Origin of the sequence: Amorphoplanes digitatis, from assembly GCF_014205335.1 — a bacterium.
Taxonomy (GTDB): domain Bacteria; phylum Actinomycetota; class Actinomycetes; order Mycobacteriales; family Micromonosporaceae; genus Actinoplanes; species Actinoplanes digitatus.
In genome coordinates this window covers 5332442-5348929 of sequence record NZ_JACHNH010000001.1, presented here as the reverse complement: position 1 = coordinate 5348929, position 16488 = coordinate 5332442, and the positions used below count along the sequence as shown (strand labels likewise).

15 protein-coding genes and 1 pseudogene are annotated in these 16488 nt (G+C 72.0%); 8 read left to right on the top strand and 8 right to left on the bottom strand.

Annotated features, from left to right (window positions below):
- Entirely contained in the window at positions 1-1491 is a 1491-nt protein-coding gene (locus tag BJ971_RS23365; protein ID WP_184995366.1) for an MFS transporter, read from the top strand.
- On the opposite strand, the gene BJ971_RS23360 is transcribed toward BJ971_RS23365, so the two are convergent.
- Positions 1488-2306 (bottom strand): alpha/beta fold hydrolase, encoded by an 819-nt coding sequence (locus tag BJ971_RS23360; RefSeq protein ID WP_184995365.1) that lies wholly within the window; start codon positions 2304-2306, stop codon positions 1488-1490. The genes BJ971_RS23365 and BJ971_RS23360 overlap by 4 nt on opposite strands.
- A 166-nt stretch (positions 2307-2472) precedes the next feature.
- Here BJ971_RS23360 and BJ971_RS23355 point away from each other — a divergent pair, with 166 nt between their 5' ends.
- The 4 genes from BJ971_RS23355 to BJ971_RS23340 all read left to right on the top strand — a co-directional run bounded on the left by BJ971_RS23355 (position 2473) and on the right by BJ971_RS23340 (position 8032).
- On the top strand, positions 2473-3912 hold the full coding sequence (locus tag BJ971_RS23355; protein ID WP_184995364.1) for an anaerobic C4-dicarboxylate transporter family protein: 1440 nt from the start codon (positions 2473-2475) through the stop codon (positions 3910-3912).
- A 31-nt stretch (positions 3913-3943) separates the two neighbouring features.
- A complete protein-coding gene (gene pcp, locus BJ971_RS23350) occupies positions 3944-4591 on the top strand; it encodes a pyroglutamyl-peptidase I (protein WP_184995363.1) in 648 nt (215 codons plus the stop codon).
- 91 nt (positions 4592-4682) lie between these two features.
- Positions 4683-6857 (top strand): two-component system sensor histidine kinase NtrB, encoded by a 2175-nt coding sequence (locus tag BJ971_RS23345; RefSeq protein WP_184995362.1) that lies wholly within the window; start codon positions 4683-4685, stop codon positions 6855-6857.
- The gene (locus BJ971_RS23340; protein ID WP_184995361.1) at positions 6854-8032 is read left to right on the top strand and encodes an HDOD domain-containing protein; all 1179 of its coding nucleotides are present in this window, start codon (positions 6854-6856) and stop codon (positions 8030-8032) included. The genes BJ971_RS23345 and BJ971_RS23340 overlap by 4 nt, the downstream gene beginning before the upstream one ends.
- Here BJ971_RS23340 and BJ971_RS23335 read toward each other — a convergent pair.
- The 6 genes from BJ971_RS23335 to BJ971_RS23310 all read right to left on the bottom strand — a co-directional run bounded on the left by BJ971_RS23335 (position 7992) and on the right by BJ971_RS23310 (position 13751).
- Positions 7992-9185, bottom strand: coding sequence for an HD domain-containing phosphohydrolase (locus BJ971_RS23335; protein WP_184995360.1), 1194 nt, complete (start codon positions 9183-9185; stop codon positions 7992-7994). The genes BJ971_RS23340 and BJ971_RS23335 overlap by 41 nt on opposite strands.
- A 40-nt stretch (positions 9186-9225) precedes the next feature.
- A complete protein-coding gene (locus BJ971_RS42250; protein ID WP_184995359.1) occupies positions 9226-10821 on the bottom strand; it encodes a PAS domain-containing sensor histidine kinase in 1596 nt (531 codons plus the stop codon).
- A gap of 97 nt (positions 10822-10918) precedes the next feature.
- Positions 10919-11413, bottom strand: a complete 495-nt coding sequence (locus tag BJ971_RS23325; RefSeq protein ID WP_184995358.1) for a GNAT family N-acetyltransferase — start codon at positions 11411-11413, stop codon at positions 10919-10921.
- Between the two features lie 72 nt (positions 11414-11485).
- A complete protein-coding gene (locus BJ971_RS23320) occupies positions 11486-12493 on the bottom strand; it encodes an ABC-2 membrane transporter-related protein (RefSeq protein ID WP_184995357.1) in 1008 nt (335 codons plus the stop codon).
- Positions 12490-13368 (bottom strand): ABC transporter ATP-binding protein, encoded by an 879-nt coding sequence (locus tag BJ971_RS23315; RefSeq protein ID WP_184995356.1) that lies wholly within the window; start codon positions 13366-13368, stop codon positions 12490-12492. Before BJ971_RS23315 ends, BJ971_RS23320 begins: the two co-directional genes overlap by 4 nt.
- A complete protein-coding gene (locus BJ971_RS23310; protein WP_184999052.1) occupies positions 13365-13751 on the bottom strand; it encodes a GntR family transcriptional regulator in 387 nt (128 codons plus the stop codon). The genes BJ971_RS23315 and BJ971_RS23310 overlap by 4 nt, the downstream gene beginning before the upstream one ends.
- Positions 13752-13877: 126 nt before the next feature.
- Here BJ971_RS23310 and BJ971_RS23305 point away from each other — a divergent pair, with 126 nt between their 5' ends.
- The 3 genes and pseudogenes from BJ971_RS23305 (at position 13878) to BJ971_RS23295 (ending at position 15449) form a co-directional block, all read left to right on the top strand.
- Positions 13878-14609: a DUF7873 family protein gene (locus tag BJ971_RS23305; RefSeq protein WP_184995355.1), complete on the top strand. Its 732-nt coding sequence runs from the start codon at positions 13878-13880 to the stop codon at positions 14607-14609.
- A gap of 25 nt (positions 14610-14634) precedes the next feature.
- Positions 14635-14729 (top strand): annotated as a pseudogene (locus BJ971_RS23300).
- Between the two features lie 318 nt (positions 14730-15047).
- Positions 15048-15449: a YunG family protein gene (locus BJ971_RS23295; RefSeq protein WP_184995354.1), complete on the top strand. Its 402-nt coding sequence runs from the start codon at positions 15048-15050 to the stop codon at positions 15447-15449.
- On the opposite strand, the gene BJ971_RS23290 is transcribed toward BJ971_RS23295, so the two are convergent.
- The gene (locus BJ971_RS23290; protein WP_239087782.1) at positions 15416-16471 is read right to left on the bottom strand and encodes a glycoside hydrolase family 6 protein; all 1056 of its coding nucleotides are present in this window, start codon (positions 16469-16471) and stop codon (positions 15416-15418) included. The two genes, BJ971_RS23295 and BJ971_RS23290, sit on opposite strands and share 34 nt — an antisense overlap.
- Between the last annotated feature and the right edge of the window lie 17 nt (positions 16472-16488).

The following is a 16488-nucleotide window of genomic DNA, read 5'->3' as shown; positions in this document are numbered from 1 at the left end:
ATGACCGACATCAATTCGAGGCCCGCCGCGGGTCGCGCGGCCGGCCTGGGCGTCCTTGTCGCGGCGTGCGTGTCGGCGCTTGTCGTCAACGCGAACACCTCCGCGGTCACGATCCTGCTCCCGGCGATCAGCGCGGACACCGGCGCGCCGCTCGACCAGCTGCAATGGGCGGTGACCGGCTACATGCTGGTCGGCGCCGCGGTGATCGTGACCTCGGGCGCCCTTGGCGACGTGCTGGGCCGCCGGCGGGTGTTCCTGGCCGGGCTCGTGCTGTTCGTCGCCTCCTGCGTGCTGATCGCCCTCGCCGGCAGCGGCGGTGGGGTGATCGCCGGCCGCATGATCCAGGGTGCCGCGGGCTCGACGATCCTGGCCTGCGGCATGAGCCTGCTCTCGGCGGCCTCGTCGGGCGCGGCCCAGATGCGGGCGATCACGCTGTGGGGCGCCGCGTCCGCGGCGGGCGCCGCCGCCGGCCCGCTGGTCGGTGGCCTGCTCGTCGACGCGACCGGCTGGCAGGGCCTGTTCTGGATCGACGCGGCGATCGCCGCCGCGCTCATCCCGGTGACAATGTCCCGGGTCTCGGAGTCCCGCGACCCGAACCGGTCCCGCTCCATCGACATGGCCGGCACGGTGCTGATCGCGGTCGTCCTCGTCCCGCTGGTCCTCGCGCTCAGCGAGGGCAACACCTGGGGCTGGGCCTCCCCGGCGACGCTGGGCTGCCTGCTCGTCTCGGTGCTCGCCGCCGTCGCGTTCGTCGCCGTCGAGCAGCGGGTCGCGGCGCCGATCGTCGACCTGCGGCTGCTGCGCAACGTGGTGCTGGTCGGCGCGACGCTCGCGATCCTGCTCGTCGCCGGCGCCATCAACGCACTCATGTACCTGCTGAGCCTGTACTTCCAGGACCCCGCGGCGTTCGGGATGAGCGCGCTGGAGGCGGGCCTGGCCACGCTGCCCGCCGCGGCCGCCATGATCGCGGTCACCCCGCTGATCACGCCCTTCGCTGTGAAGATCGGGCCGGGCCTCGCGGTCGCGATCGGATTCGCCCTGGCCGCGGTGGGCTTCGCCGCGCTGGGGTTCGTCACCGCCTCCTGGTCCTACGCCGCGTTCGTCCTGCCGCTGGTCGCCGTCGCCATCGGGCTGGGGCTGGCGAACGGCCCCGCGTCCGCCGCCTCGACCGCGGTGGTGTCCACGGACGAGGTCGGGCAGGCGTCCGGCATCTCGAACATGGCCCGCTACATCGGCGGTTCGCTGGCCGTCGCCGCCGCGGCGACGGTATCCACCGCGGTCACCGACGCACACCGCGCGGCCGGCGACCCGGCCGGCGTCGCGCTCGCCGCCGGCCTCTCCCGCGCCGCGCTCCTGATGACCGTCATGTCCGCCGCCGGCATCGTGCTCGCGCTGATGGTGCGGCACCACCGCGCCACGCAGGCGCGCGCGGTCGACCGCGCCGCGGCCGCGGCGGCGACCACGCACACCATCCCCACCGAGCCGCGCTAGGGCCGGAACTGGAGGATCCGGGCGATGCCCGGCTGGTCCGGGTCGTCGGTGATCTCCCGGCCGTCGAGCCAGCAGCCGATCAGGTGGGCCAGCTCGCCGGGGTGGCTGAAGTTCATCGCGTGCGCCGCGCCCTCGATCGCCGCGATCGTCAGGTGCGGCGGCGCCAGGCGGCCGACCTCCTGCACCCGCCGGGGCGGCGGCATCAGCGGGTCCCGGGTGCCGACGACGGCGAGCGTGGGCACCGGCGTGCGCAGCATGCGCTCGAGCGAGGGGAACCGGACCAGCTCGCCGAACAGGTGCAGGGCGTTCAACGGTCCGAAGTGCAGGTAGTCGGGGAGCACCACGCGGATCATGCGCGGGTTCTCGCGCCAGGCGTCGCGCGCGAGTTGCAGCAGGGCCCGGGCGAGCGGCTGGTTGTGCACCCCGCCCGCGGGCGAGGCGAGCACGACGCCGGCGACGCGCTCGGGCGCGCTGTGCGCGACCTCCAGGCACACCGGCCCGCCCATCGAGTTGCCGACCAGCACCGCCCGCTCGACGCCGAGCGCGTCGAGGAGTTCCAGGAGCGCCCACGCCAGCGAGGAGATGCCGAGGGTGTGACCCCAGCCGGCGCTGCGACCGTAGCCCGGCAGGTCGGGGACGAACGTCGTCGCGCGGTGCGCCAGGGCACCGGCGGTCGGCAGCAGATAGCCGCCGGAGACCGCGAAGCCGTGCACGTGCACGATCGGGGTCGAGCCGGGTATCTCCGGGCCCCGGCGCACGAAGACCGGGCGCCCCTGAACCTCGACCCGCAGCTCCTGCCAACCCGCCTCGGCCATGCCGCCAGTGTCACAGACGACGACGGGCGGCCAGCCCATCCGGAACGGATGAGCGTACGGCCGATCTCATGGCCATGGATCGATCATCCGTTCCGGATGATCCCCGTGCGTGACGCGGATGTGATCGTGTGCCAAAGCTGGCGGCGCACGCCGAAGGGTGATCGACATGGATGTGATCTTCATACTCGAGGCGCTCGTCGTACTGGGCGCGATCGTGATGGGTACCCGGGTCAGCGGCATCGGCGTCGGCCTGTGGGGCGGGGTGGGCACCGCCGTCCTGGTCTTCGTCTTCGGCGAGGCGCCCGGCGATCCGCCGGCCACCGCGGTGGCGATCATCCTGGCCGTCGTGACCGCGGCGGCAATGATGCAGGCCGCCGGCGGCATCGACTGGATGGTGATGGTCGCCGCGCACATCATCGAGCGCCACCCGCGGCAGATCACGTTGATCGCGCCGCTGACCGCGTTCGCGTTCACCATCGGTGCGGGTACCAGCAACATCCTCTACCCGCTGATGCCGGTGATCTACGACGTGTCCTACCGCAACGGGATCCGGCCGTCGCGGCCGATGTCGGTCGCGGTCGTCCAGTCGGGCATCGCGCTCGCCGCGTCTCCGGTCTCGGCGGCGATGGCGGCCATGCTGACCCTGACCGAGGTCTCGCCCTACAACTTCGGCCTCGCGCAGATCCTCGCGGTGACGATCCCCGCGTGCCTGATCGGCATCGTGGTCACCTCCCTGGTGACCAACCGGCTGGGCGCCGACCTCGACAAGGACCCCGAGGTGCAGCGCAAGATCCAGGAGGGACTGCTCGCCCCGCCGCAGCCGGTCCTCGCCACGGCACAGCGGGCCACGGTGGCCGCGTCCGGCTCCACCGGCGACACGGTGTCCGGCTCGGCCGGTGACCCGGTCGACGGCCCGCCCCCGGTCCCGGCCTCGGCCGCCCTGACGGCGACCAAGCAGGGGCGCAACTCGGCGCTGGCGTTCCTGACCGGTGTCGTGCTGATCGTCGTGCTGGGGCTCTTCTCCAGCCTGCGGCCGTCCTGGGAGGTCGACGGCGAGTCGGTGACGCTCGACATGACAAGCACCATCGTGATGGTGATGTTCGCCGTCGGCGTCGCGATCCTCTTCCTCGGCCGCCCCGACGTGAAGGAGGTCCCGAACATGTCGGTGTTCAGGGCCGGCATGGTGGCGGCGATCGCGCTGTTCGGTATCGCCTGGATGACGGCGACCTTCATCAACGCCCACGAGGCGGTCATCGTCGACACGGTCGGCGGCTGGGTGAACAACTACGTCTTCCTCTTCGCCGTCTCCGTCTTCATCGTCGCGGCGCTCACGACCAGCCAGTCGGTCGCGACGCGGACGATGGTCCCGATCGGCCTGGCCGTCGGCCTTCCGCCCGGCGTGCTCACGGGCATGTGGGCCGGCGGCCTGGCCGGCGTCTACGCGCTGCCCACCGGCGGCCCGCAGATCGCGGGCGCGAACTTCGACCTCTCCGGAACCACCAAGCTGGGAACGAAGCTGATCGACCACAGCTACTTCGTGCCGAACCTGGTTCTCTCGGTCACCACGGTGGCCGCCGGCGCCACGATCGGCGCGATCTTCTTCTGATCCCGGTCAACGACGTGCGAGGGAAGACGCGATGAGGATTCTGGTAACCGGGTTCGATCCGTTCGAGCACGAGCCGATCAACCCGTCCTGGGAGGCGGTGCGGCGCCTGCCGGACAAGGTCTCGGACGCCGAGATCATCAAGGTGCAGATCCCGACGTCGTTCGCCCGCTCGCCCGAATTCGTCCGGGACGCGATCCTGCGGCACGACCCGGACGTGGTGGTCAGCGTCGGCCAGGCGGGCGGGCGCTTCGGTATCAACCCGGAGCGCGTCGCCATCAACCTCGACGACGGGCGCATCGCGGACAACGACGGCTACCAGCCGATCGACACCCCGATCCGGGCCGACGGCCCGACGGCCTACTTCAGCTCCCTGCCGGTCAAGGCGATGGTCACCGCCATCCGCGCGGCGGGCATCCCGGCCGCCGTCTCGAACACCGCCGGCACGTACGTCTGCAACCACATCATGTACCAGATCCTCTACATGATCGATCGCGAGTTCCCCGGCAAACGGGGCGGCTTCGTCCACGTGCCGTACATCGCCCAGCAGGTCACCGACAAGCCGAACCAGCCGGCGCTCAGCGTCGACGACCTGGTGACCGCGCTGACCTCCGCGATGGCCGCGATCGTGGAGTACCGCGACAAACCGGACGAGCACAGCGTCGGCGGCGCCACCCACTGAGCCCGGTGTTCCCCGCGCGGGACGCGGTCGACTCTGCGACCATGGGCGATATACACCTTGGGCCCGGTAAGTCGTGGCCCGGAGGGCGGCGATGGCTCCTGCGACGCTGCTGGCACAGCGCTGGCTTCCCGGCATCGACACGATGCTGGGGCAGGTACGCACGCTGTTCGTCGGCATCGTCCTCGCCTGGCCCGTGTTCGGCCTGTGGGGCCTGGCCCAGGCCAGCGGCCGCACGGCCGCGGTAGGCGCGGCGGCGGCCCTGCTGTTTCCGGCCTGGATCGTTGTCGGCTACCGGCGGCAGGATTTCCCGGCGTGGAGCTGGATCGGTGAGGGCGCCTGCGTCTGCCTGATCGCCGCCGCCTGCAACCGCGGGGCGACCATCGGTCTGATCTTCGCCTGGATCAGCTTCCGGTCGCTCTACGGCGGCTTGCACGAGAAGTACCTCGCCGGATCCGTCCTGTGCGGGCTCGCGGTGGTCTCCGTCCTGGTCTTCGGCAGCGAACTCGGCGACGCCGTTCCGCTGCTGTTCACCGCGCTGCTGCTGCTCGGCGTGAACCACGCGCTGGCGCGGGGCTGCATCGCCCGGGACCGCAGCGCGTACCGCCGGCGCGCGATGGCGTCGGTCGGCAGCGGCCTGGTCGCCGCCACGACCCGGGCGGAGGCGATGAGCGTGACGATGCGGGCCGCGCTCCGGATGGATCGCGCGGTGAGCGCCGCGCTCATCTTCAAGATCGCCGGTCCCGCCCTGCGCGTGGCGGCGGTGACCGGCCAGGTGGGCGCCGGCGTTCCCGACTGGGTCACCGAGCTGGCCCGGCTGCCCGATGCCGTCCGCGCCGAGCTGCGGCCGGACGGGTACGCGATCATCGAGGGTGCCGCCGCCGCCGAGGCGGCCGAGGTCCTGCGGCTGCCCCGGCGCGACGTCATGGCGGTCGCGCCGCTGACCGCGCACGGCGCCGTCTTCGGCATGCTGGTGCTGACGCTCGACCGGCGGCCGGCCGGCGACCTGTCCGACGCGATGGTCACCCTGGCGGACGGCGCGGCCCTCTCCCTCGATCAACTGCTCAGCCGGACCCGCCTGAGCATCGTGGTCGACAACTCTCCCGACGCGCTCATCCTCGCCGCCGAGGCGGGCTCCATCCGCGTCGTCAACCCGGCGGCGTGCACGCTCCTGGGCTGTCAGGACGCGGAGCTGATCGGTCGCAACCTCTGGTCGCTGGTGCACCGCGACGATGTGGCCACCCTGCTCGGCGCCGATTCGCCGCGGACGGCGGTGCCGTGCCGGATCCGCGGCCGCGACGACGCGGGATGGCTCGAGGTCGAGGCGCAGCTGAAGCACGTGACCGAGCACGACGGTTCCCGGAGCATCGTCTTCACCGCGCGGGACGTCTCCGAGCGGCACCGCCTCGAGCTGGAGCTGCGGCACGCGCAGAAGCTGGAGTCGGTCGGGCGGCTGGCCGCCGGTATCGCCCATGAGATCAACACTCCGATCCAGTTCATCGGCGACAACCTGCGCTTCCTGGAGTCCGCGTTCGCGGATCTGGATCGGCTGTGTGCCGCATACCGGGAGCTGGTCGCGGCGGGGCCGGACGCCGCCGGTTTCGAGGCCACGCGGCGCAAGATCGATGACGTGGCGACCGAGATCGACATGGAGTTCGTGATGGAGGAGGTGCCGGCCGCCATCTCGCAGACCCTCGAGGGCGTCGGCCGGGTGGCGAACATCGTGCGCGCGATGAAGGCGTTCGGCCACCCCGGAACGGAGGAGAAGGTCCCCTCGGATCTGAACGGGGCGATCCGGAACACGCTCATCGTCGCGGCCAACGAGATCAAGTACGTCGCCGACGTCGAGGCGGACCTCGGCGATCTGCCGCCTGTCTGCTGTCACGTGGGCGACATCAACCAGGTGGTGCTGAACCTGGTGGTCAACGCGGCCCACGCGATCGGCTCGGCGGACCGTGGCCGCGGCACGATCTCGGTGCGCACCCGCCTGGACGACGACGGGTACGCCGTCATCGAGGTGGCCGACACGGGCACGGGCGTGCCTCCGGAGATCGCCGACCGGCTCTTCGACCCGTTCTTCACCACCAAGGAGGTGGGTTCGGGCACCGGCCAAGGGCTGCCCTTGGTGCGCAACCTGGTGACCGACCGCCACGGCGGGACGATCGACTTCACCAGTACGGTGGGTGAGGGCACGGTCTTCACGGTGCGGTTGCCCGTGGGCGGCACCGGCGATCCGCGGCACGGTGACATGGCGGAGGCGGTGGTGTGACCGGCCGGCCGCGCGTTCTCTTCGTCGACGACGAGCCCCGGATCCTCGCCGGACTGCGGCGCATGCTCCGGAGTCACCGCGACCGCTGGGACATGTGCTTCGCCGAGGGCGGCGAGGAGGCGCTCGCGGCCCTGCGGGAGAACCCGTGCGACGTGATCGTCTCGGACTACCGGATGCCCGGCATGAACGGCGCGGAGCTGCTGGAACGGGTCCGCGAGCAGTATCCGACGACGGCGCGGGTGATCCTGTCGGGCCAGACGAACGAGGACCACCTGGCGAGCGTCATGGCGCTGGCACACGAGTTCCTCTCCAAGCCGAGCACGCCGGAGCAGCTGGTCGCCTCGATCGAACGACTCATCGGCGGCCGGGACCGGGCGCCCATCCAGTCGCTGCCCAGCCCGCCCGGCACGCTCGTGGAACTGATCGACGCGTTACAGGGCGACGACACGGCGGCACGCTCCGTCGGCACCATCATCGAGGGCGATCCCGCCCTCACGGCCAAGGTCCTGCACCTGGTGAACTCGTCGGCCTACACCGTCGGCCGCGAGGTCAGCGACGTCGGCCAGGCGGTGGCGCTGCTGGGCCTGCACACGATCCGCAGCCTCGTGATGATGCACGACCTGATCCGCACCTTCGACGTCGCCGGCGGGCTACCGGTCGAATGGATCGAGGGTGTGAAGCTGCACTCCGTGGAGACGTCCCGGCTGTGCCGGATGTTCGCCGCGGGCACCGGCTGGGAGAGCACCGCCGCCACCGCGGGCCTGCTGCACGAGGTGGGGCAGCTGGTCATCGCGGCGACACGGCCGGAGGAGTTCGCCCGGACCCTCGCGCTGTGGCACCGCAGCGGGGAGACCGCCGAGGCGACCACGCTGTGCGCCGCCGAGGCGGTGACCCTCGACGCGTGTCACATCGACGCCGGCGCCGATCTGCTGCGCTTCTGGGGCCTGCCCGGTTCGGTGGTCGAGGCGGTGGTCGGCCACGCGGCTCCAGAGCCGCCGGAGGCGGTCGTCGACCCCGGCACCGCCGTCGCCCTGGCGCACCTGGTGGTGGAGGCCGACCTCGGCGCGGTCTGCGGCCCGTTCGACGGGCCGGCACTCGACGAGGACCGGCTCGGCGAGGCCCCGCGCGAGGCGGTCAGCCGGTGGCGCCGGGAGCGTTCCCGGCAGCGGCGCTGACGCCGGCCTCGTCCATGACCATCAGCGGCTCGGCGATCCCATCGTCGAGCGCGGCGAAGTTCTCCAGCCGGCGGTAGAGGGCGACGGTGATCTCGTGCCCGGCGTCGACAAGCAGCCGGCCGGAGCGGCCGCGGGCGGCGGCGGCCAGGACCATGCCGGTCTCCAGGTCGGCCAGCTTGACGGCGCGGACGGGCGCGGCGGACGCGCCGGTCTGCGCGAGGGCGTCCAGCAGCACCGGATCGTAGAGGCCGGCGTGCGAGCGCATCGTCGCGTACGCGGCGGTCGGCGACGGTTCCCGGGTCAGCAGCGCGTCGTGGTCCAGGACCAGCCGCAGCAGGCGACCGCCGAGGGGTATCCGCGCGCCCGCGACGCCGTCGTTCGGGGTTCCGGAGCCGTCGAATCCCTTGCGCGAGTAGCGGATCGCGTCGGCCACCGGTTCCAGCCGGGGGATGGGTGCGATCAGTTGTTCGGCCACCGCGGGCAGCCGGTCCACCATGGTCTGCTCCGCCGTGCTCAGCTCCTCACCCGTCTCGAGCTTGGCGGCCACGCTGGGCGGCAGCGAAACGGCGCCCAGCTGTGACATCTCGACGGCCAGTTCCAGGGCCCAGCGGTCCTCCACCTCCAGCCGGTCGAGGACCACGGCCGCGATCCGGCGCATCCGGCTCGCGCGACCGAACGCGGCCGGGCTGGCCAGGGAGAGCACGTCGGTGAGCGCCTTGACGCTGCCCCGCAGCGTGCGTTCCAGCAGTTCGGCCTCCGCCACCACCAGCCGGTGCTGTGTCACGCATTCGCGCAGCGTGGCGATCATGGCGTCGGTTTCGATCGGCTTGAGGAGCATGCGGAACACGCGCCCCTCGTTCACCGTCGTGGCGGCGTCGGTGAGGCTGGCGTGGCCGGTGAGGAGCACCCGGGTGCTGGTCGGCGCGACCTTGGCGGCCGCAGCCAGGAACTCGGCGCCGTTGATGCCGGGCATGGCGTAGTCGGACACGATCACCTCGAACGGCCGGTCCGGCTTGAGGGCGAACAGTCCGTTCGCCGCGCCGACCGCCGTCTCCACAGCGAACTCGCGCCGCAGCTGCCGCCGGAGCCCGTCGAGCAGGTTCGGCTCGTCGTCGACCAGCAGGATCCGGGGCCGGTCGACGGTGTTGGTCATGCCGCCGAATATATCCCTTGATGAGGTTAAATCAGGCGGATTAGGCAGGCTTGCCGTCGATGGGTAGGCGCAGGGTGAAGACGGTGCCCTCGCCCGGCGTCGAGCTCATCTCGATCGACCCGCCGTGCTTCTCCAGCACGGCACGGGCCAGCGGCAGACCCTGCCCGGTGCCCTTGCCGACGTCCTTGGTCGTGAAGAACTGGTCGAAGATCGACGGCTGTACGTGCTCGGCGATTCCCGTGCCGTTGTCGGCGAAGGCGATCACCGCGGTGGAACCCTCGAGCGCGGAGCTGATCCGGATCTCGCCCCGCCCGCCCTTCTCCTTCACGGCGTCCGCGGCGTTGACGAGCAGGTTGAGGAACACCTGGTTCATGTCGCCGAGATGGCACAGCACCGGGGGCAGTTCGCCCAGCTCCAGTACCACGTCGGCGACGTACTTGACCTCGTTGCGGGCGATAGTGAGTGTGGTACGGACGGCCTCGTTCAGGTCGGCGGCGGCCGGCGCCGCGGAGCCCTTGTGGCTGAACGACTTCATCGCGCGTACCAGTGAGGCGACCCGTTCGATGCCCTCCAGGCTCTGGCTGACCGCCGCCGGGATCTCGTCGACGAGGTAGTCGATGTCCGCCTTGACCTCGGCCGCCTGCGCACGCCGGATCCGCTCGGCCCACTCCAGCTCGCCCAGGTCCGGTGCCAGGCATTCGCGGTAGGTCCGCAGCAGGTCGAGCATGTCCTGGTACGAGTCCGCCAGGAACCTGGTGTTGTCGCCGACGAACTGGATCGGAGTGTTGATCTCGTGGGCCAGCCCCGCCGAGAGCTGCCCGAGGGACTCGAGCTTCTGTGCGTGGCGATGCTCGAGCTCGGCGCGCCGCACCTCGGTCATGTCCCGGAAGGTGATCACCGCGCCGGGCCTGCCGTCGCCCACGTCCAGCGGCGCTATCGAGCAGGTGACCACGAACGTCGAACCGTCCTTGCGGGTGAACGCCTCGTCGAGCCCCTGCGCGGACCGGCCGGACATCCTGGCCCGCCGCACCGCGCAGTCGTCCTCAGGTCGCGGCGTGCCGTTGGCGTGGGCGGCGTGCATTGTCGCGTGTGCCGGCCGGCCGAGCAGCTCCTCCTCGCGCCAGCCGAGCATCTCCGACGCGGCACGGTTCATCGAGGTCAGCCTGCCGTCGCCGTCGACGGTGAACAGGCCGTCGGCCATCTCGTTCATGATCACGGACCGGAACGCCTGCGCCTGTTCCGCCCCGGCGACCTCGTCCCGCAGGGCCGCGTGCTCCTCGACGTCCGTTCCCGTCGCGATCCACCGCCGGACGAGACCGTCGGCGCCGCGGTCGGGCGCGAACCGGACGCGGTGCCGGCGAAACGATCCGTCCGCGCGGCCGATGCGGCAGTCGACCTCGTACGGCCGCGGATCCGCCCCGGCGATCGCCGCTCGCAGTTCCACCGCGGCGACGTCGTCCGGGTGCAGGACCGAGAGCCACCGCGGGCCGGCGTCGGCCCCGGTGTACCGCGCGGCGTGCGGGTTGGCGTACTGGATCGTCCCCGGTGCGGAGATCACCCAGATGCTGTGCGGCACGGCGTCGGCGAGCCAGCGCACGTCGATGTCAGACCCGTGCTGACCTGGGTGAACGGACACGGTCGGCCCTTCTGTGACCGAGGCGCGGTCGGGCCTCTCGATGACTCTTCGGCCGGCCCGGCAACGGCCTGAGTCCGTGGCGGGTGCGAGACGGTGGTCAGCCGTCGCCGACCTGGCTGAGGAAACGCCGCTCGAGCCGCCCCGAGGCCGGATCCCGCTTCACCTCCGCGGTGCCGGCCCAGCCCGACCGCTCGTAGACAGCGATGGCCCGCTCGTTGTCGGCGATCACCCACAGCTCGAGCCGCTCGCGGCCGATCGCCCGCGCGTGCTCCGCCACGCCGCGCAGCAGCCGGGTGCCCACGCCGGTGCCCCAGTCACCGGGGTCGACGGCGAGATAGAACAGCTCAAGGGTCCGCGCGCGGGGCGCGAACAGGGCGAAGCCCACCGGGCGGCCGTCGCGCCGGGCCAGCAGCAGCCTGGCACCGGCCAGGTCGAGGCGCCGCCGGATGCCCGGCGCGGTCTCCTCGACGGTGGCCGGCTCCGGGTCGCCGTCGCGGCGCGCCTTCGCGCGGGCCCAGATCGCCGCGGACTCGCTCACCGCGTCCGCCCCGCTGGCCTCGGCCACCTGCACCACACCGTCCGGGCTGTTCACCCGGGCATTCTCTCAGGGCCGGGCACCCCGGCGGCGGCCACCCGTGCGGCCGCCGCCCCGGTCCACACAGGACTACGTGAGCCGGCGCCGGATCCACCACAGGCAGAACCACGACATCGCCAGGGTCAGGCCGACCAGGATCCCGAACTCCCGCCATTGCAGGGCCCAGAACCGTGCCTCCGGTACGTAGACCTGCTCCTGCCGGAGGTTCTGCGTCGCCAGCCACTCCTTGCAGGCGCCCATGCCCTTGTTCGCCTCCGGGCCGCACTCGGCGGGGTCCACCGGGCCCTTGAACGTGTCGCCGGCGGTGTTGATCACCCGGTTCGAGAGTATCCAGGCGCCGGTCACCGACGGTTCCAGCTCGACGTGGGCGTCGTTGCCGCCGATTCCCAGCCCCGCCAGCCGCTCGAAGTCGGCCGCGGTGGTCGACGTCTCCGGCTGCGCCAGCGCCGGCCGCACCAGCAACGGGGCGGCCACCTGCAGGAGCCCCACCACGAGCAGCGTCAGCGCCATCGCGACGACGGTGCGCCGCAGCAGCATGCCGAGCGTCACGCCGAGGACGAAGGCGAACACGGCGTAGCCCACCGGGACGACACCGCGCGCGGCGAAGACGATAGGGCCGATCCGATTCCCGTACGCCCGATCGATCGGTGCCGACCAGAGCGTCATCGCCAGGCTGATCAGGCCGGCGAGCAGCGCGACCGCCACGGCGCCCGCGGCGAGCTTGACCAGCAGCCAGCGGCGCCGGGAGACGGTCTGGCTCCACACCATCCGGTACGTGCCGGTCTCCAGCTCGCGGGCCACCATCGGCGCGCCCCAGAAGAGCCCGACGAGGGCGGGCAACAGGTACATCGCGGCTATCCCGGCGTAGTAGACCGCGGCCGCCGCGGTCTGGCCCGCCTGCGCGAGGAAGCTGTCGGCGAGGTCCTCGCAGTTGGCCTGGCACGCGGTGAAGCCGCTGGTGCGCGCCAGTTCGGTGAGCCCGGGCCAGGTGAGCGCGACGCCGGCCAGGATCAGGAGCAGGATCGCGGCGCCGGAGAGCGCCTGGATCCGGGACTGCCGCCAGGTCAGCCAGATCATCGCTGCCCCTCCAGCACCCGCACGCGGCCGGCGGCCGCCTCGCTCATGTACGCCAGCACGATGTCCTCCAGATCCAGGCGGTCCACCTGCCACGACGGGTCGTCGATCGGCGCCGTGCTGCGCACGATCAGGGTGGACTGAACGTCGGTGTGGCTCGCCTCGACCACGGCCCGGCCGCCGCCGAGGTCGGCCGGATCACGGCGCGGTCCGACGAGCCGGTGGTGCGTGGCGATCAGCTCCTCGACGTCCCCGGCCACCCGGACCCGGGACTCGCAGAGCACGATCAGGTAGTCGCAGACCCGCTCCAGGTCGGCGACCAGGTGCGACGACATGACGACGCTGACGCCCTGCTCCGCGGTGAACTCCATCAGCCCTTGCAGGAAGCCGCGCCGGGCGAGCGGGTCGAGCGCCGCCACCGGCTCGTCGAGGAGCAGCAGGTCGGGGCGCTTGGCCGCGGCGACGGTGAGCGCGAGCTGGGCACGCTGGCCGCCGGAGAGCTTGCCCGCCTTCTGAGTGCGGTCGAGGCCGACCTGGGCGACCCGCCGCTCGGCGAGCGGCGCATCCCAGGACGGGTTCAGGTGCGCGCCCATGCGCAGGTGCTCGGCGACGGTCAGCCCGGCGTAGACCGGGGTGTCCTGCGCGACGAAACCCACGCGGGGCGAGCCGCTCGCCGGCCGCTCGCCGAGCACCCGGATCTCGCCGGTGGTCGGCGCGAGCAGCCCGCAGGCCAGTTGCAGCAGGGTCGACTTGCCGGCGCCGTTCGGCCCGACCAGGCCGACGACCCGGCCGGCTGGCACGTCGATGGTGCAGTCGGAGAGTGCGGTGCGGCGCCCGTACCTGTGGGTCAGGCCGACCGTCTCCAGTGCGCTAGTCATGCTCTCGCCTCCGAAAAGCTGCGAAAGGTGCTGAGGAACAGCGCCTCGATGCTCTCGTCGTCGAGACCCGCGGCGCGGGCCTCGGTCAGCCAGCGCTCCAGCTCTTTGCGCAGCGGCTGGTGGGCGACGGAATCGTTGCCGAGCGTCCGGGTCACGAACGTGCCGAGCCCCGGCCGGGCGGAGACCAGGCCCGAGTACTCCAGCTCGCGGTACGCCTTGAGCACCGTGTTGGGGTTGATGGCGACCTTGGCCACCACCTCCTTGACGGTGGGCAGCTTGTCGCCCTCGTTCAGCACGCCCAGCCGCAACGCGTGCCGCACCTGCTGGACGAGCTGCAGGTACGGCGCGACGCCCGAGCGGGCGTCCAGATGGAACTCGATCACCATGAACCTCTATTCATCTAGGCAACTAGCACAATAGCTATGGGTGGCCCCCAGGGGAAGACCGAAAACGGGTCGGGGAGGGTGTCCGGCGGGTGCTACGGTTCCGCACGCCGAAAGGGGACATCCGTGCCGAAGCTGAACCAGATCATCGCCGTGGAGAAGGGCGTCAAGAGCAAGTCGTTCGCCGACCTGAGCGAGGCTCACCACGCCGTGCAGAAGACCGGCCCGCTCGCCGGCATCTCCCGGACGTACCAGCCGAAGGACGAGGAGGGCGAGCAGCTGCCCGCCGAGTCGACGCGGGTGCAGATCAAGGCCGAGGACATCCTGCGCGGTGTCTCGGGCACGCTGACCCGGCTGTTCGACGTCACCGCGACAAAGGACTGGTCCAACTGTGTGGCGCGCGCCGACGTGGTGGTCGACGGCCGCACCATCGCCGCCCAGGTGCCGGTGACGTACCTGCTGTTCCTGGAGAAGCAGCTCGTCGACCTCCACACGTTCGTGAAGAAGCTGCCGGTGCTCGACGCGGCCGAGACCTGGCTGCGCGACGATTCCACGGACAGCTGGCGCACCGAGCCGGTGCGCACCAACCGCACCAAGAAGGTGCCGCGCAACCACGTCAAGGCCGAGGCGACCGAGAAGCACCCCGCGCAGGTCGAGGTGTACTACGAGGACGTCACCGTCGGTTACTGGACGACCGTGAAGTTCTCCGGCGCGCTGCCGGCGAAGCGGGTCAACGAGATCCTCGAGCGGGTGCTGGCGTTGCAGACCGCGGTCAAGTTCGCGCGCGAGGAGGCCAACAACACGGAGGTCGCGGACCAGCGGGTCGGCGCGGCCGTCTTCGGGTACCTCTTCGGGTAGCCGTCATCGATTCCCCCGTGGGAGCGCGGGGGTGCGCCGGAAACGGCGCGAAGCTGACAGCTGAGGCTGAAGCTGAATCCACCGGTCACAGTGCGGGTTCGAGTCCCGCCCCCCGCACCACCGCGCGGGGGTAGCCCAACTGGCAGAGGCAGCCGGTATGAGACTCAGATTCTCGCTCCAATGTCAGCATTCACCACTGATCACCAGGTCGACCGGGCACGGACGATGACAGCGGATGCCGGTTCAAGTCCGGTCCGCCGCGCTTCGAGCGGCGGTAGTTTAATGGCAAAACCCGATGTCGTGACGAATGATCCGGGCCCTTAAACGTGCTGGTGTGTGCAATTCGGTGGTCTCCAGAGGCCCGGGGATTGGCCATATCCCCGGGCCTCGCCATCGCCTGTTGACCCTCGAGAAGGTCGAGGGCCCAGCATCTTGCTCATGGACACCGAACTGCTGAGAACGACGCTGCTGACCGCCTGGGGACCCGACACCTGCGACCCGCACGACCTCGCGGACTGGCGGCCGGAGAACCCGTCGCGGGGTCAGTGCGGGGTGACGGCCCTGCTCGTGCAGGACCTGTTCGGCGGGGAGCTGGTCCTCGGCGAGGTCCTCGTCGACGGGGTCAAGGTCGGCCACCACTACTGGAACCGGCTGCCCGGCGGCCGCGACGTCGATCTCACCGCCGACCAGTTCCACCCGCCCGAGGTGGTGACCGGCGGCGTGGTGCGGCGGCGCCCGCCGGGTGCACCGGCGCGCTGCCGCGAACAGTACGAGCTGCTGCGCCGGCGGGTGCTCGCCGCCCTGGCTCAGCCCCGGTGGCCCGCCAGTTCCAGCGCGTAGCGCTGATACCACCTGCCGGCCGGCGGGGCGCCGGCGGTGCAGGCGCCGTCGGACTCGCCGGGGCGTTTGATCCACAGGTAGGCGTCGACGAGCGGGTGTCCGGTCTCGACGGTGGGCGCCGCGCCGAGGGCGCGCCCGGGCGGGTTGCACCAGTGGCGGTCGCCGGCGCCCTTGAGCGCGGGCCCGTTGCCGTTGCGGCTGGTGTCGACGACGAAGTGCGCGCCGCCCAGCAGGCCCGACAACGTCGTGCCGTACGCGATGTTGTCGGCGGTGTGCTCGAAGTTGGCGACGTTGAGGGCGAAGCCGTGCGCCCGGTCGATGCCCGAGGCCCGCAGGGCCGGGGCGATCCGGTTCGGCTCCACCCAGGTCGGGTTGCCGGCATCGAGGTACACCCGCACGCCGGGCACCGCCCGGAACGCGTCGACGGCGGCGCCGAGCAGCCGGTAGCGGTCGGCCGCCGCGGCGGCGTCGAGGCAGCCCTCGGCGGCCTGTGCGACGGCGTCCGGCTCGAGCACCACGATCGCCCGGTGGCCGGCAAGCGCACCCGCGACGGCGCCGACCCAGCGCCGGTACGCGGCGGCGTCCCGGGCGCCGCCCCCGGAGTGTCCCGAGCAGTCGCGTCCCGGCACGAAATACACGGAGAGCACCGGGACCCGGCCGGCCGCCGCGGCCGCGCGCACCAGCCGGCCGGCGCGGTCGGCGTACCCGGGTGCGTCGTCGGCGAACCAGGCGGCGGTCGGCTGGTCGGCGATCCGGCGGATCGCCGCGGCCTCGCCGGTGCGCCCCGCGGCCTCGAGCCCGCGCAGCTCATCGGTGGCCAGGCCGGAACGCTCGGCGAACAGCGGCCAGCCCGCGAGCCGCCCGGCCGGGGCGGCCCCGGCCCCCGTCGGATCCGGGGCCGCCCCTCCGGTGCCGGCCTGGTTCGTCCCGACCCCTCCCGGGACGAACCAGGCGACCGTGCCGAGCAGCAGCGCGGCGCACAGGGCGACCACCGCCGGCGATGGCCGGCGGCCGCGTGGCACTCGGGCGTGGTGGTGCA

Excerpts from the sequence above, each read along its gene's own strand:
- BJ971_RS23365 (WP_184995366.1), top strand. The coding sequence starts at position 1 with ATGACCGACATCAATTCGAGGCCCGCCGCGGGTCGCGCGGCCGGCCTG.
- BJ971_RS23360 (WP_184995365.1), bottom strand. The coding sequence starts at position 2,306 with ATGGCCGAGGCGGGTTGGCAGGAGCTGCGGGTCGAGGTTCAGGGGCGC.
- BJ971_RS23355 (WP_184995364.1), top strand. The coding sequence starts at position 2,473 with ATGGATGTGATCTTCATACTCGAGGCGCTCGTCGTACTGGGCGCGATC.
- pcp (WP_184995363.1), top strand. The coding sequence starts at position 3,944 with ATGAGGATTCTGGTAACCGGGTTCGATCCGTTCGAGCACGAGCCGATC.
- BJ971_RS23345 (WP_184995362.1), top strand. The coding sequence starts at position 4,683 with ATGGCTCCTGCGACGCTGCTGGCACAGCGCTGGCTTCCCGGCATCGAC.
- BJ971_RS23335 (WP_184995360.1), bottom strand. The coding sequence starts at position 9,185 with ATGACCAACACCGTCGACCGGCCCCGGATCCTGCTGGTCGACGACGAG.
- BJ971_RS23320 (WP_184995357.1), bottom strand. The coding sequence starts at position 12,493 with ATGATCTGGCTGACCTGGCGGCAGTCCCGGATCCAGGCGCTCTCCGGC.
- BJ971_RS23315 (WP_184995356.1), bottom strand. The coding sequence starts at position 13,368 with ATGACTAGCGCACTGGAGACGGTCGGCCTGACCCACAGGTACGGGCGC.
- BJ971_RS23295 (WP_184995354.1), top strand. The coding sequence starts at position 15,048 with ATGGACACCGAACTGCTGAGAACGACGCTGCTGACCGCCTGGGGACCC.